Here is a 14,958-nt window from a genome sequence, read left to right as displayed (position 1 = left end):
CCGATTCTTATACCATATGCTATTCATCTGTACATCCAACGCGTTTACTGCCTTTGCATCATCAACAGCTCTGTTTTTGTAGTCCTGTAACCGTTTGATTTGAAGATATTCATAAGGGCAGTAATATTGGTACAGGTGTACTGCATAATCACTTATATCAGTTCAAGGTATTTACCCCACCACAACAGATTAGGTAACATTAAGTTTCATTTTAAATATTTACAGGCTCAGATGGAACGTAATCATAATCCTTTTCTACATTTCTTCAATAGACCGATAACGATTTTTAAAAGCACTTAGAATAATAAAAACAAGCAGGATTGCAGCTACCACATAACAAGTGTAAATAATTGATTTGGGCCCGTTATTATTGACATTTGAAACAGAAATGGCCAGTAAGGCCCAGATACCTACAGCTGCGTATTCACGCATATTTCTCGTCCTGACCATAACTATATTTACCAGGCCTGCTATGCAAATCATAATCATTGTCCAGCCTGCAGCAGAGATTCCCCATCCACTCCAACCAATTTTTGTAAGGAAAGCAGCTATATTAGCGATAAGCGCCACAGAAATCCATCCAAAATATATAGCAAATGGCAAAAAGACAAAAAAATACCTTTTAAAAGGATGTCTATCCAACTCCATTCTGGTATTCACAACAATCTTTCCTAAGGAAATAAGGATGACAACCATTATTAAAACAGATAAGGCGGTATATTCATATAACCAGGAAACAACCCATAGTGAATTTGCACAACAGGAAAGCACAAACCACCATCCAATTTTCGTAAGTACCGGATCGTCATTGTTTTTTTTAAAAGCATAACGCCCTGTATAAACCACAAAGGCAATCAAGCCAACATAGATAAACCCCCAGATAGAAAAAGCAAAACCGGCCGGAGTGAAGTAATTGAAATATTTGTCTGACACCATTTTCATGGTATTGCCATTTAACAGTCCGGTATTTGATAAATAATTAACTGCAATGGTAATAATTAAGGCCATGCCGTTGATTAACGCAAGTGTTTTTTTCATAATTCGTTTATTTAATGGCTGCAAAATGTGTGCCTGTCCAGGCCTAAAACTGGTATATAAAAATACCTTTATAATTTCACACGCACTATTAGGCCGAATCTACCTGGAGGCTAATAAAAACAGTTCTTTAACCTCTATTTCCAAACCAGAAAAGCATTTGAATTGTTTACATCATTGCATTTGGTATAACAAACTTAAACATGAAAAATTTAAAATTTCGTATTCTGCTTATTTGTTCAGTATGCGTATTAATCGCCTCCTCTTTCGCAACAGCAAATTTCCATGTTGCAAATAAGCGGATCTCTGTTCAGGATACACTGAATATTGGCCATTTTCTGCAAAAAGTTTCAATGGACTATGCCTGGGAGCTCAATCTGTCCAAACAAATAAAAACAAAGACTCAGCAATCCAGGATCAGGGAATATGCAGTTAAAACCATTGATATGTGCATACTTGCCCATAAGGATCTGCAGGCTTTTGCCGGGCCGGCGAAAGTTACACTTGCCGATTCAGCATCTGTGCCCCTGAAGATCCGGGAAATGATGTTCGCAAAAAAAACAAATTCAGACATTAACAGTATATATCTGCTTACTTCTATCAATAACCATCAGCAAATCATAAACCGCTATGAAAAAGTAATTCTCTCCAGCGATACGGCTCTTGTAAGCATAGCAAAAAAGCATTTGCGTAGCTTGCGCAGAAACCTGGAGATGGCAAAGTTTCTCTCCAAAAACCTTAAAAACGGTAAGCTAATACCAGACAGACCACCTAAAGCAGAAGATACGATTCCGCCTAATAAGTTTCATGTAAAAAGTTTAAACAAAGTTTAATACTGTTGGTTATTAACCAGCAGCCAGCTTAAGCTTTTTATGAATACATCAAAAAAACACAGCTATTTTTACAGAAACGGGCTAACCATCGTATTCCTGACTCTTTTTATCGTAACCCTGGCCGCCCAGGCACTAACCGGCTGGAAAAAACACAATCAGGATCTCCAGGAAGACCACGTAACGGAAATCGGCCTAATAACTTACCTGCAAAGCGGGCATTTCATTTCTGCCACCTTCGAAAACTTCGAAAGCGAATTCCTGCAAATGGCCTTATATGTATTACTAACAGTGTCTCTGCGCCAGATTGGCTCGGCAGAGTCTAAAAGTCTGGATGAGCCTGAAGAGGTAGACAGGGAACCAAAGCCATCCAAAAATGCACCCTGGCCCGTACGAAAAGGCGGATGGATACTAAAGGTGTACAGCAATTCACTTTCCATTTGCTTTGGGATCCTGTTCCTGGCGAGCTGGAGCTTGCACCTGTATGGCAGCTGGCAAAACCATAATGTCGAACTACTTGCCAAACGTCTCCCAAAAGAAAGCGTAATAGCTTACCTGGGACAAGCAGAATTCTGGTTCGAGACCTTTCAAAACTGGCAGAGCGAGTTCCTTTCTGTAGCTTCTATTGTATTCCTGACGATTTACCTGAGACAAAAAGGCTCTCCCGAGTCCAAGCCAGTTGATGCCCCGGATATGGAAACCGGGAAATAAAGCAGTGCTTTGTGTTAAGCCTGCACCATCAGCTACAAATAATCGCGTAGACTTTCGGGTGCCTTGTACTTTAAAGTGTCAATGCCCTTTGCGTGCAGCTGCCTTACCCTTTCTTTGCCTAGCTTCATTACTACAGCAATATCTTCCATGCTTAATGGTGCAGTGCCATCCAGTCCATAATGCAGTTTAAGCACCTGCCCGCTTCTGCCGGGCAACCTGCTAACCAAGATGCTGAGCTCTGTACGGAGCGATTCATTTACCAGACTGGAATCAGCAGCTGCTGTACTTGCATCTTGCAATACATCCAGCAATGTGCTGTTGTCTTCATCGCCCATTACTTTATCCAACGAAAAAGTATAGGCAGCAAATTTCATATATTCCGTTACCTTATCTAAAGGCTGCTCCATATGCGCGGCCAGTTCGTCTGGCAGAGGTTCACGCTCCAGCTGTTGCTCCAGCAACTCATTTGCCTTTTTGTAAGCTGCAATGCCAACAATCTGGTTACCGGGCAGCCTGATGATTCGGTTCTTATCGGCTATATAATGCATAATAGCCTGCCTGATCCACCACACAGCATACGAAATAAACTTAAAGCCACGCGTAGGATCAAAAGTTCGGGCAGCTTTGATCAAGCCCAGATTGCCTTCTTCAATCATATCTTCCAGTCCTATGCCTGATGGGGCATATTTTTTGGCTACTGAGATCACAAAGCGAAGGTTGGCTTTAACCAGGCGTTCCAATGCTGCTTCATCTCCCTGTTGTATTCTTTTAGCCAAGGCAACCTCGTCTTCTGCATTTAGTAGTTCGGACTTCGATAATTCATACAGGTATTTATCCAGCGTAGCTGTTCTGTTGGTAACTGTTTGGCTAATGATGAGTTGTCTCATGTATTGTCTCCCGCGCAAATTTCATTAAAGCCTGTATTATAACGGTATACATTTCTTCATTTACGCAAATTTTTCGGTTTAAGCCACATTAAACAAAACTAAATTCCGATTTAACCTTACAACAACATGGTTTTCAAAATTATATTTGATATTCAGTTGCTTTGCAAGAAAATTCTTTTATTTGCAGGTAAGGAGCTAAGCCATTACTGTATGCAAACAAATCAACTGGACCAAACGGATATCGACATTTTACGTCTGCTCCAAAAAGATGCCCGGCTAAGTAACAAACAGCTTAGTGCAATGCTGCACAAAAGCATCAGTAGCGTGTTTCAACGTGTAAACCGGCTAAAAGAACAAGGCTTTATATTGGGTAGCTTCACCCTCATCAATCAGAAAAAGTTTGCAGATATCTGGCTCAGTTTTACCCAGGTACAATTGAGTGATCATCGGGGCGAAGCCATAAACGCCTTTCAAACTGCAGTTATACAATTTACCGAAGTGCTCGAATGTTACAATACCACAGGCACATGCGATTTTATGCTTAAAATCGCAGTAAACGATATGACAGAATATAACCGTTTTATTGTAGAAAAGCTAACCAAGCTGCCCAATGTCGGTTCGTTACAAAGTTTCTTTGTGGTCAATGAAGCAAAAAGGGAACTGGTGTACCCTTTGAAAAGTAAAAGCTAAATTTTTATTCATTGCAATCCCGTATCCGCGTAAAAGAGCCGAACTGATGGTAGGCTATAAAAACATTTAGCCTGTTACTACAGCAACAGGCTAAACAAAGAAAATTAAAAATTACACATATTCAATAGCAGCATATGACCATCCAATCACTCGCCCACTATTCTCTAAAACTAACTTAGCATTAGAACAATCTGACTTGTCATTTGTTCTTCTTCCATAAAAATAAGCTGCCACTGGCAGTTGCAAAGTTTTTATCTCGTATATTTCATATTAAAAACACGTATATATACGTCAAACTGAGCCTAATTAAAATTGTTATTATGTTATATCATAAACTTATAACCCTTTAATCCAAAAACTCATTTTACCATGAAATCATTTAATGTTAAACAAAAGGAAAATGCTAAACCAAAAGCCGATGCCACACCGACCAATGGTCCTAAATACTATTTTCATCCAGACGAAGACTTCAAAGTAGACTGGGATTGGGGAAAGGATAAAACTATTGCTTCAAAAGCACTCTCCCGACCGGCTAACCAGTTCGAAATATAATTAATGGAATTAAGCAGGTAATACTATGGAAAGCCACCCTTATTGGTTCTTTATCCTGGCAATAGTGGTTGCCTGTATATCCTGGACAGTTACCAAAGAAGAAATATTTAAAGAGCCGCGGGAATACTGCGTCGCAAAATCAAAATCCTGCAATGCCCTGTTGAAACGAAAATTCTTTTATGTCTTTACCTGCGAATATTGTTTCAGCCACTACGTAACCCTGCTTTTGCTCCTGGTAACCGATTATAAATTACTTTATAAAAATTGGATAGGCTATGTCATAGCTGGCTTTACCATTGTGTGGATGGCTAACCTGTACATGAGTTTATACAATATCATCCGCATTGATCTTAAAAAAGGAAAAATCACGGCAGAAGAAGAAGCCGAAAAGCTTAAAATTCAAAAAGCGAATGCTGATACCATTAGGATTCCATAAAAAAATTGAAGTATTTTTACAACCCTTCCCTTTGCATAACCGTAATTGCAGTTACCAGATCAAAATTAAGCCGGTGATAAACCAGCTGATCACCCGCATATACAAAACGCTGCAGTTCATTGGCATAAATACGCCCAATATATTTGCCCTTTTTGCAGATGGCCACTTCGCTAAGGTTATCATGTAACATCATTTTCAAGGCCGTTATCACCAAATGTTCAGGATGTAAATAAGGTTCGCCCTCATTTAGTTCATCAATACAAGAGCGGTCATCTGTGATAAACGACAGGATGTCCATTTTATAGGGAGATTTGGCTACAATATACGAGTCTTGCAGCCACTTAAAAAAAATTTTATCTTTCCATTCTTCATCACCTTTTACATATTCCTGAAGTGCGGCTATTGTATACTTAGAAAAGTGATGCTTGGTTTCGGCAAAGCCAAATACCCGCTTGATGGTGGTTACACTAATATGCCTGTTTGTAGCAGCGCTGATCTTGGCAGCTAGCCGCCTGCAATCCTTAGAAGTTACCGCCTTTAATCCCGCTTCTGAAAGTATACCTTGTTTTAAATTATTTGATAAACCAACATCCATAATAAGGTGATATGACATTTGTAAACGATAGTAAAGCCAACATTAAAAACAAATTTTCAGTCAGGATTGTTTAAGCAGCACGCTATACATCACCATTCAATTGCCTTTTGAAAATATTATGAACCAAAGCCCAAAAAAAAATCCATCAAAAAGATTACCTTTCGCCAGCAAAAAATTCAGGCTATCGCACAGAAGATTTGATTTGGACAGCGCATAACCAAACACCCCAATGAAGCAAAAATTATTACAATCTGCCATGGACAGCTCTGCTGCTATGATCCAGGTATTTGAAGCTGTACGCGACAACGAAGGCGCCATTATTGATTTTAAATGGATCTTAAACAACCCCGCTTCAGAAAAGCTATATGGGGATGTGCTGGGCAAGAGTCTGCTCAGTTTAAATCCGGGTGTAATTGAAGAAGGGATATTCGATACTTTTAAACAGGTAACCGAAACCGGCATTCCTGATGCATCAGAAAGACATTATGCTCATGAACAGTTTAAGGGCTGGTTTTACCAGTCGGTCGTAAAACTGAACGATGGGGTAGCAACTTCTACTATCGATATTACCCATATCAAGAACACAGAGCTGAAAGCCAGGTCTGGACTTGAGTTTTTCCAATCGGTGGTCGATAGCTCATTAGACGTTATCCAGGTGTTTGAAGCAGTAAGAAATGAAAAAGGAAACATCATTGACTTTGTGTGGATTCTAAACAACACACAGGGCGTTAGGCAAAATGGGGATGTTGTAGGCAAACGCCTGACCACTTTAAGCCCTGGAGTAATTGTAAGTGGGATTTTTGATAAAATGGTTCAAGTTACTGAAACTGGCATCTCCTATAAGCATGAACATCATTATCCCTATGAACATTTTGGCGATGCCTGGTTTTACCAGGCACTGGTGAAGTATGAAGACGGCATTATCATGACCACACGCGACATCACTACCGAAAAAAGAGCGGAACAGGAACTGCTGAACATAAAAGATAAACTGGCCAAAAAGGCTGCCGACAAATATGTCTGGCTATTCAACTCGATTGAGCAGGGTTTTTGTACCATTCAAATGATTTTCAATGAAGCAGATGAGCCCGTAGATTACCGTTTTCTGGAGATGAATAAAGCATTTGAAGCACAAACAGGCCTCAAAAATGCAGTCGGAAAGACAGTGCGGACCATGTTACCTGAACATGAAAATCACTGGTACGAAATATATGGAGAAGTTGCAAAAACCGGAATGTCTAAACATTTTGAAGAATATGCAGCTGCCTTAGGCCGCTGGTACGACGTCTATGCTTTCCGCATTGATGCGCCCGAGGATTATCATGTGGCTGTTCTTTTTAATGACGTTAGCGAACGGAAAAAAGCTGCCGAGAACCTGCTCAAAGCACAGGAAGTCGAAAAAAAGCAGAAACACCGCAGGGAACTGCTCAAAGCTACCCTAAACGCCCAGGAAAAAGAGCGCCGCCGGATTGCAGAAAACCTGCACAATGGTCTTGGGCAAATTCTGTTCGGGGCATTGCTCAATTTTAACCAGCTTAATCTGAAAAAAGGTGAAACCTGGACAGCCCAACATGATGAAATCAGGCAGATGACCATGTCACTTCTGCAACAGGCCATCAGGGAGTCCAGAGATATTTCTCATGAATTAATGCCCAATGTACTGCAAGACTTTGGCTTTAAGGCTGCCATTGAAGATATATGCAAACAATTTAAGGGCGTGCTGGATATTCGTTGTTTATTCCATAACCTGCCTGAACTTATGGAACAGTACATTGAAATTGTCATCTACCGCGGCGTTCAGGAATTGCTTGTCAATATCATTAAACATGCCAACGCAAATAAAGTAACCGTTAGCATCAATTACGATGCGAAGCAGTATACCGTTGAGGTAAGCGATAATGGAAAGGGCTTTGATGCAAAGAAGATTTCCTATGGCATTGGCTTGCACACCATCAGGCAACACGTGGAACTGCTAAGGGGTGTGCTCGACATTTCTCCTGCAAATCCCGGAACAAGGGTACAGCTTACCATACCTTCCTGATGATCATGTTATGTTCACAGGTATGGTGAAATAAAAAGTGCTTCCCTTTCCAACTTCACTTTCGCTCCATATTTCCCCGGAATGGCGGATGATAATTTCATTGGCCAGGTATAGTCCTATTCCTAATCCCGAAATATTAGGTGCAGCTTCGTCTACACGGTAAAACCTTGTAAAAATACTTTTTAGCTTATCTTTTGGGATGCCCGGACCGAAATCTTTTACAGACACCACTACCTTTTCGGCCTCGCGTCTGAGCTCTACTTCAACGCGATTGGCCAAAGGGGAATATTTTATGGCATTAGACAAGAGGTTAATTACCACCTGTTCCACCCGCTGGGCATCACCATTTACAAGACACTGTTCCACATTGCTTTTAAACGTTATGGTATGTGCCGAAACACTTTGCTGGATCAACTCAATCGCTTCTTCAATAATCTTTTTCAGGTCAAAAGCGTCTATTCTTAATTTCAGCTTGCCAGCCTCAATTTTAGAAATGTCCAGCAAATCGTTAACAAGCGTAGTCAGTCTGGAAACCTGGTGCAATGCCTTATCCAGAAACAGCTGATGCTCGGTACCTGCAATCCGTCGGCCCAAGATCTGAAGGTAACCATTGATACTGGCCAGTGGGGTTTTAAGTTCATGGCTGGCCAGTCCGATAAACTCATCCTTTTTGTCGTTCAGGGCCATAACCTCTTCCAGCAACTTTGCATTGTCCAGGCTTATGGCAGCCTGTGCTGCTATAGAGGTTACCAATATTTCATGTTCTTCTGTAAATCTTCCATGGTCCGGATGCCCAAAGAACAATCCACCTATTACTTTACCCGATCTGGATATCACAGGCACAGCCAGGTAACTCACAACAGGTAAATGGCCTTTTGGCATGCCAAAGTGAGGAGAGTTCTGGCCATACCGAGGGTCTTTTGTGATGTCGTCCACCCGTACTACGCGTTCACCAGAAAAAGTAGGATGGAAAACAGCCGTATTTCTGGGCATTCCAAACTTATCGAATGCGTCCCGCGGGGCCCCGGACAGGGTATAAAGCATGTAGGATTCACCTTCTTCATCGATCTTATTGTAAAAGAAAGCACCGAACCTGGCACCTGTAAGGTTGGTGGTCGCATCGGTAACCTTTTGTAATATCTTATTCAGGTCCAGCTCCTCTGAAATGGAACTCATCACCATATTCATGATCTCCAGGCGCTCTGTATATTTTCTGGCAGCATTCTGCGATGTGACCTGCGCGCTGATGTCGCGTGCGATTTTAGAGGCCCCGATAATTTTGCCGCTCTCGTCAATAACGGGCGATACGGTTATCGACAACTGTACCGTTTTTCCATCTTTGCCTATCCGGACAGTTTCAAAATGATCTATTTTTTTTCCATTTCTGATCTGGGAAATGATATAATCTTCCTCCGCTAAACGGTCAGGGGGAATAATGATAGAAATGTGCCGTCCCACTGCTTCTCTTTCCTGGTAACCAAATACCCTTTCGGCAGTAGGATTCCAGCTTGTAATTATACCTTCCAGCGTTTTACTCACAATGATATCGTCGGATGAATTAACAATGGCTGCCAATTGTGCCTGCTTCTCGGCAAGTTCGGCAAGTCTCAGTTTATTTAGTTTTTGATCGCCCTGCAACTCCTCATTCATATTATGCAATAAATCTTGTTCATTTTATTTAAATCCCCTATTATACACCAAAAAGTATTGTAAATCTTATTGAATATTTAAAGCTAATATTTTTATTGAAATTAAAGTTGAAAGATTAAACTTCCTTCAGCTTAATACCATATCTTTCAGCGTAAATAAGTTTGCTATTGCATTGCCCATGGTATTATTAAAATAACTGAACACAGTTTTACCTTCACGTAACCAGTTCCTGATGTACCCGGCATATTCGTCAAGTATTTCATCTTCGTAACTTCCTCCGTAGTTTCCGTCGGGCCCATGAAAGCGCAAGTAAATAAAAGAAAGTGATGTTTCCAGCATCGGTGTAACCGCGGGTGGCTTATCCTGTAGTACCATGCCCATACCGTGCTCATGGAGCAGCCTGTACACCTCCTCCCGGTAAAGTGACAGATGTCTGAATTCCAATGCAATATTCCATTTGTTTTCCGGATCGGCGGTTCGCAGTACATCCATCAGCAAGGCCATTTGCCGCAATTCACTTATTCTTACACTGGGTGGAAACTGTACCAGCAAACATCCTTTTTTATCACCTGCCTGATCAATTACTTCCATAAAGTGTTTTACCGCTTCAGGATCAAATGCCAGGTATTTATTGTGGCTGATGCCCCTGTGAAGTTTAAAAGTAAACCTGAAATCCTCTGGCACTTCATTTGCCCATTTCGCTACCGTAGCGGCTTTTGGCACTTTATAAAAAGAGCTGTTCACCTCAAGGCTGTTCATTAAAGAACCATAAAAACATAGCCGGCTTTTGTCCCTGTATGCTTCCGGATAAAAAAGTTTATTCCGGACAGGTAGCAGCAAGCCACTTGTTCCGGAATAATAATTTTCAAAGATATTTCTTTTTAAAGCCATATTGCCTACAGGAACAGCTTAGAACCGATATTGTTTAGGCTTTAAAAACAGAATCCAAACCCGTTGGCGCACCGCGTTTGGAAACAGGTACATAAAATACCCTTTAATTTTTTAAGAACTCCGCGTGGTACATCTTCAGATTTTTTTTCAGCACCATTCTGGCACAATGGATCCTGGTTTTTACTGTGCCTATAGGAATGTTCAATTCTGCAGCAATCTCATGGTATTTATAACCTTCAAAATACTTGATAAACGGATAGTAGTATTCATAAGGAAGTTTAGCTAAGGCTCCCTGAATGTCATCGAGCGCACACTTGCTTTCTCCTTTGTTACTTGCGGCGTTATTTTTATAATTGTCCGCAGCAAGTCCAACACTTTCGGCTTTATAAAATTTAAGCTTATTGGCCCTGCGGTAATTATTGATAAAAGTATTTTTTAAGATCATGTACAGCCAGCTTTTTAAATTGGTTCCCTGCTCAAATTTTGCAGCATAACGAATTGCCTTGAGAAAGGTTTCCTGAACCAGATCATCAGCATCGTCTTCGTTTTTGGTAAATGAAATTGCGAAGTGGCGCAATGTGTCTCTGAATGTAAATAACTGCCTGTTAAATTCCAATGATTCTGTTTTCATATGTAAGGGGTTTTAAGATTAGGGTTACCACTAAAATCCCAAACACTATGCCGTTAGCTGGCCTTTTTTAACAGAGCCTCGGTTCTAAGGCAATTAGGAAATATTTTGGGTATTCAGGCCGCTCACATCAGGTATAAACATCCTTAAGCTACCGTATTTATACCTGTATTAAAAATATTTACCTGTAGGCTAATTCATGCACCGCCGGCTCATTGTACAAAGCCGTTCAAAACGGCATAGCGAATGAGTGCAGCTGTGTTTCTGGAGCCGGTTTTCTCGAGCAAACTCTGCCGGTGCCCTTCCACGGTTCTTTTGCTGATAAAAAGTTTATCAGACATTTCACTATTGGTTAAACCTTCCGCGATCAAATGCAGCACTTCAATTTCACGGGCCGAGAAATCTATTTTTTCGTTTGAAATGGTTAAAATGTCTGGCCCGCAATGTATAGACTTTTCGAACACCTTCATGGCGAGTTCCGAACAAAGGTACTGCCCCCCGCTATGAACGTGTTTAAGCGCAAAGATAAGTTCATCGGCGCTGACGTTCTTTAACAGGTAACCCGATGCACCATGAATAAAAGCTTCAGATATGTATTTTTCATTATCGTGCATGGAAAGTATCACCACTTTTGTATCCAGACCAAGGGTTTTTATTTCCTTGAGCAGGGCTAAGCCATCCAATTCCGGCATATTGACATCAGCAAGTACCACATCCGTTTTATCTGCTTTAGAGAGGTATTCGAGCACCTGCCGGCCATTTACAGCTTCGGCAGCAATATGAATGCCCTTATCTATTTCGAGTATCATCCTGATCCCGTTTCTTACAATGTTATGGTCCTCTGCCAGTACTACCTGTATCATATGCGCTAAACTTATTAAAGAATCAGGGGCTTAAAGCCCCTGATTCATGTATTATACCAACTGATCTCTCAGCGCTTTGATTTCGTCGTGCGAAGCCCTTAGCTCTGTTTGCTGATCGGTAATCAAAGATCGTAAATTTGCTGATAAACCATCCGCTTCAAGCGCCATCTTATAGGCTTTCTGTGCGGCATCTTCGCCAAACTCACAATTATTTAAAACCGTCTCGCGGTCGTGCCCTGTAAACATGGCTTTAATGTCCATCCATGCCCTGTAAATTTTTCCGGATGTTGTTGTACCTGTATCCGCATCACCACCAAGTACCTGCAATTCCTGAACCAATGCAGCTTTGTGCCGGTGGCTTTGTCTTACCATTTCCACAAACAGGGTTTTCAGATCTGTATCTTCTACATGCAATTCTTCAATGGCTTTCTGATAGCCGGCTATCCTGTCGTTCGTAATCTGGACAAGATCGTTTAAGATTTCTTTATTATTTTCCATTTTTAAAAGGTTTTGATGTCTTATAAGAACAGTCACTATTGATTATAGTTTTTGTTTTTTTAAGACTAACTTTATCAGGTACATTCAAGCTGATAAAATGAAAAGATTTGTTTCCATTTGTTTTTTTATGTGGTACGGAGCATCACTTTTTGGCCAAACCAGCGAAAAAAAAGGCATACAGTTCTTTGAAGGCAGCTGGCAGCAACTACTGGCCCAAGCCGGCAAAACCAATAAAATGGTTTTTATAGATGTTTATACAGATTGGTGCGGTCCCTGCAAATACATGGATAAATTTGTATTTACCGAACAAGCCGTTGGCAACAAGTACAACCTCACATTTATAAATTATAAAATAGATGCAGAAAAAGGTGAAGGTAAAAACCTTGCCATGAAATACAATGTAAAAGCTTATCCTACCTATCTTTTTCTGAACAGTAAAGGCGATCTTGTGCACAAGGTAGTGGGTGAAAGAGAAAAAAAAACCTTTATTAACATTGCCGATGAGGCCATGAAGGCCGGCAGCGATAAAAATAACCTTGCCCATCTGGAAAAGACTTACCATGAAGGGAACCGCGACCCGCTTTTTCTGCGCCATTACCTTGACCGGCTTTCCGCAATGAATATGGACAATACAGCGGTATTGGATGCGTATTTTAAAACCATAAGCACTGGCAAGTTACAGGAAGATGCGACCCTGGTATACCTGGCCAACCAGGTGAGCGGGAAGCAGTCTGCAGCGCTGGATCACCTGATCCGTTATTACGATAAGCTGAGCATATCCTCAAAAGAAAAAACAACCAACCGCCTGTTTGAAAAAGTGGTGAGAAATGCAGCCGGACTTGCCATAACAGAGAAAAGGCTGACAGTCTATCCTGCTCTGATGGCATTTGGCAGGCAACTTTATGGTCTTACAGAAAAGCAGAAAGCGCTCGTAAACCGGTATGATCTGATGTATTACGGCTTAACACGGGACTATCAGGGCATAAAAAATGCAGGTTACAAAATAGCTGCCCGGCCTTTTGCTATTCCTGCTGATAGCCTTCGTGCTGAGGATAAGCGCCGCTACGACAAAGTAATGCAGCCATTTATCAGCGGTGAGAAAGACAGTACAAAAACTCCTGGCTTTGAAGAAGAAAAAAAATACCTGTTAAACGAGTATACCATGGAAATTGCCGAACAGCTTTACACTGCTGCAAAAGCATTTACCGGTTTACCCCCTACAGAGCACCAGTGCCTGGCAGATGCTTTAAAATGGGCAAAAAGGTGCAGGGAGCTGAAGCCGGATGCTAAAGTATTTACTGACCTGGTTCAAACCCTGGAAACCCTTGCCCCCTAATCTTTTGGAAACAAAATTGTAAATATTGTGCCCTCACCTACTTCCGAATGAACATTAAACTGCACCTGGTGGTACAATGCTATGCTTTTTACAATCGCCAGACCCAGGCCATAACCCACATCCCCTTCCAGATTGGTCTTCATAAAGCGGTCAAAAACAAAGGGCAGATCTGCTTTGGCAATGCCGATTCCCGTATCCTTAATGTTAAGCTGATAGGCACCATTGGCTAAATAGCTGTCATTTATAAAAATCTCTCCATGAAGGCGGTTAAACTTTATCGCATTGTGCAGCAGGTTAAAAAACAGCAGGAACAACAGATCCTTGTTCACATCTTTCAGTACCGCTTCAGGAGAAACTTCCAAAAAGATTTTTATTTCTTTTTCCTCCAGCCTGTGACTGATCTCGTCGATGATTTCATTAAACAACTGTAAAGGTCTAACCGTTTCCTTTCTGATGTATTGCTCGTTTTCAATTCTGGAAATCAGCAGCAATGATTTCGTTATGTTTTTTAACCTGTCTACCGTTTTCATCATTTCTACAACAGCTATAGCTGAGGGCTCATCCAGTGTTTCCTCCCTTAGCAGGTTTTCCATCTTATTCTGTAAGATACTGATCGGTGTCATCAGTTCATGCGAGGCATTGGAGGTAAATTCCCTTTCCTTATAAAAAGCCTCATTGACCTGGTTCATTAACAGGATCAGCGATTCATCCAGGTATTTAAAATCAGTTGTACTGGTTTTAACCTGCTGCTGTTCTGCTCTAAAAGGAAATTTCCTGTTGATCAACCGGGTATTTATAATTTTTGCCAGGGGACGGATCAGCAAACGGATAAAGGTAAGGTCGATCAATATCGTTAGCACAATAAGGGTGATCAGCACATATAAAGCGAACTCCTGTAAAGGTTTGTTGTACTGGTTGATACTTGCCGTAGTCTTACCGATCTCCAGCAGATAGTTCTTGTTCTTTTGCTTAAAAGTATAACTCAAAACCCTGTAATTAAGGGTATCCCTTTCAATCAGACGCTGGGAATCTTTGATAACATCCATTTTTAGTCCGGCACCGACCGGGAGCAGGGCTATAAATTCTTCCTTGAGCATGGTGTAGCTGCCATAGGTCTCATCGCCCTGAAAATAATAATCGAGGCCATTTTTACCGATGATGCTGAGCACCTTCTTTCGCTGCTGCTTCAAAGTGTAATTGGTATATTCTGAAGCTATTTGTCTGACCAGAAATGGAAGTGTCAACACAAACAGCAATACAATCACCAGTTTTGATCCGGTAATGAAAATGGTAAGTTTAGCCGATAGTTTCATTG

16 protein-coding genes are annotated in these 14,958 nt (G+C 41.1%); 7 read left to right on the top strand and 9 right to left on the bottom strand.

Annotation, left to right across the window (positions count from 1 at the left end; genetic code table 11):
* Positions 1-255: 255 nt before the first annotated feature.
* Complete coding sequence (locus tag B9A91_RS17690; RefSeq protein WP_084240362.1) at positions 256-1,038, bottom strand: hypothetical protein; 783 nt, start codon at positions 1,036-1,038, stop codon at positions 256-258.
* A gap of 200 nt (positions 1,039-1,238) precedes the next feature.
* Between B9A91_RS17690 and B9A91_RS17685 the strand changes: the two genes are divergently transcribed.
* Together B9A91_RS17685 and B9A91_RS17680 are read left to right on the top strand one after the other, a co-directional pair.
* Positions 1,239-1,868, top strand: coding sequence for a DUF4142 domain-containing protein (locus tag B9A91_RS17685; protein WP_084240361.1), 630 nt, complete (start codon positions 1,239-1,241; stop codon positions 1,866-1,868).
* A gap of 39 nt (positions 1,869-1,907) precedes the next feature.
* Positions 1,908-2,576, top strand: coding sequence for a DUF6766 family protein (locus tag B9A91_RS17680; RefSeq protein WP_084240360.1), 669 nt, complete (start codon positions 1,908-1,910; stop codon positions 2,574-2,576).
* Positions 2,577-2,608: 32 nt separating this feature from the next.
* On the opposite strand, the gene B9A91_RS17675 is transcribed toward B9A91_RS17680, so the two are convergent.
* A complete protein-coding gene (locus B9A91_RS17675; RefSeq protein ID WP_084240359.1) occupies positions 2,609-3,463 on the bottom strand; it encodes a sigma-70 family RNA polymerase sigma factor in 855 nt (284 codons plus the stop codon).
* Between the two features lie 210 nt (positions 3,464-3,673).
* On the opposite strand from B9A91_RS17675, the gene B9A91_RS17670 reads away from it, so the two are divergent.
* From B9A91_RS17670 to B9A91_RS17660, 3 genes are all read left to right on the top strand, one after another.
* Positions 3,674-4,153: an Lrp/AsnC family transcriptional regulator gene (locus B9A91_RS17670; RefSeq protein WP_084240358.1), complete on the top strand. Its 480-nt coding sequence runs from the start codon at positions 3,674-3,676 to the stop codon at positions 4,151-4,153.
* Between the two features lie 369 nt (positions 4,154-4,522).
* Positions 4,523-4,705, top strand: coding sequence for a hypothetical protein (locus B9A91_RS17665; RefSeq protein WP_084240357.1), 183 nt, complete (start codon positions 4,523-4,525; stop codon positions 4,703-4,705).
* A 25-nt stretch (positions 4,706-4,730) separates the two neighbouring features.
* Entirely contained in the window at positions 4,731-5,141 is a 411-nt protein-coding gene (locus B9A91_RS17660) for a hypothetical protein (RefSeq protein WP_084240356.1), read from the top strand.
* Between the two features lie 16 nt (positions 5,142-5,157).
* Here B9A91_RS17660 and B9A91_RS17655 read toward each other — a convergent pair whose 3' ends face one another.
* Positions 5,158-5,754 carry a hypothetical protein gene (locus tag B9A91_RS17655; protein ID WP_144008991.1) on the bottom strand — a complete coding sequence of 199 codons (597 nt, stop codon included), beginning with the start codon at positions 5,752-5,754 and terminating at the stop codon, positions 5,158-5,160.
* Between the two features lie 211 nt (positions 5,755-5,965).
* Between B9A91_RS17655 and B9A91_RS17650 the strand changes: the two genes are divergently transcribed.
* The gene (locus tag B9A91_RS17650) at positions 5,966-7,777 is read left to right on the top strand and encodes a PAS domain-containing sensor histidine kinase (RefSeq protein ID WP_084240354.1); all 1,812 of its coding nucleotides are present in this window, start codon (positions 5,966-5,968) and stop codon (positions 7,775-7,777) included.
* A 3-nt stretch (positions 7,778-7,780) separates the two neighbouring features.
* Here the strand turns inward: B9A91_RS17650 and B9A91_RS17645 are convergent, their stop codons facing one another.
* From B9A91_RS17645 to B9A91_RS17625, 5 genes are all read right to left on the bottom strand, one after another.
* Positions 7,781-9,427, bottom strand: coding sequence for a sensor histidine kinase (locus B9A91_RS17645; protein WP_084240353.1), 1,647 nt, complete (start codon positions 9,425-9,427; stop codon positions 7,781-7,783).
* Positions 9,428-9,553: 126 nt separating this feature from the next.
* Entirely contained in the window at positions 9,554-10,318 is a 765-nt protein-coding gene (locus tag B9A91_RS17640) for a DUF72 domain-containing protein (RefSeq protein ID WP_084240352.1), read from the bottom strand.
* A 103-nt stretch (positions 10,319-10,421) separates the two neighbouring features.
* Complete coding sequence (locus B9A91_RS17635; RefSeq protein ID WP_084240351.1) at positions 10,422-10,949, bottom strand: RNA polymerase sigma factor; 528 nt, start codon at positions 10,947-10,949, stop codon at positions 10,422-10,424.
* A gap of 209 nt (positions 10,950-11,158) precedes the next feature.
* A complete protein-coding gene (locus tag B9A91_RS17630; RefSeq protein ID WP_084240350.1) occupies positions 11,159-11,809 on the bottom strand; it encodes a response regulator transcription factor in 651 nt (216 codons plus the stop codon).
* Between the two features lie 51 nt (positions 11,810-11,860).
* Positions 11,861-12,307: a ferritin-like domain-containing protein gene (locus B9A91_RS17625; RefSeq protein ID WP_084240349.1), complete on the bottom strand. Its 447-nt coding sequence runs from the start codon at positions 12,305-12,307 to the stop codon at positions 11,861-11,863.
* 97 nt (positions 12,308-12,404) lie between these two features.
* Here B9A91_RS17625 and B9A91_RS17620 point away from each other — a divergent pair, with 97 nt between their 5' ends.
* The gene (locus tag B9A91_RS17620) at positions 12,405-13,643 is read left to right on the top strand and encodes a thioredoxin family protein (protein WP_084240348.1); all 1,239 of its coding nucleotides are present in this window, start codon (positions 12,405-12,407) and stop codon (positions 13,641-13,643) included.
* Here the strand turns inward: B9A91_RS17620 and B9A91_RS17615 are convergent.
* Positions 13,640-14,956, bottom strand: a complete 1,317-nt coding sequence (locus B9A91_RS17615; RefSeq protein ID WP_084240347.1) for a sensor histidine kinase — start codon at positions 14,954-14,956, stop codon at positions 13,640-13,642. The two genes, B9A91_RS17620 and B9A91_RS17615, sit on opposite strands and share 4 nt — an antisense overlap.
* Positions 14,957-14,958 lie beyond the last annotated feature (2 nt).

The organism is Pedobacter africanus (genome assembly GCF_900176535.1).
Taxonomy (GTDB): Bacteria; Bacteroidota; Bacteroidia; order Sphingobacteriales; family Sphingobacteriaceae; genus Pedobacter; species Pedobacter africanus.
The sequence above is the reverse complement of the archived record's forward strand: the minus strand, read 5'-3'. Positions and strand labels throughout refer to the sequence as shown.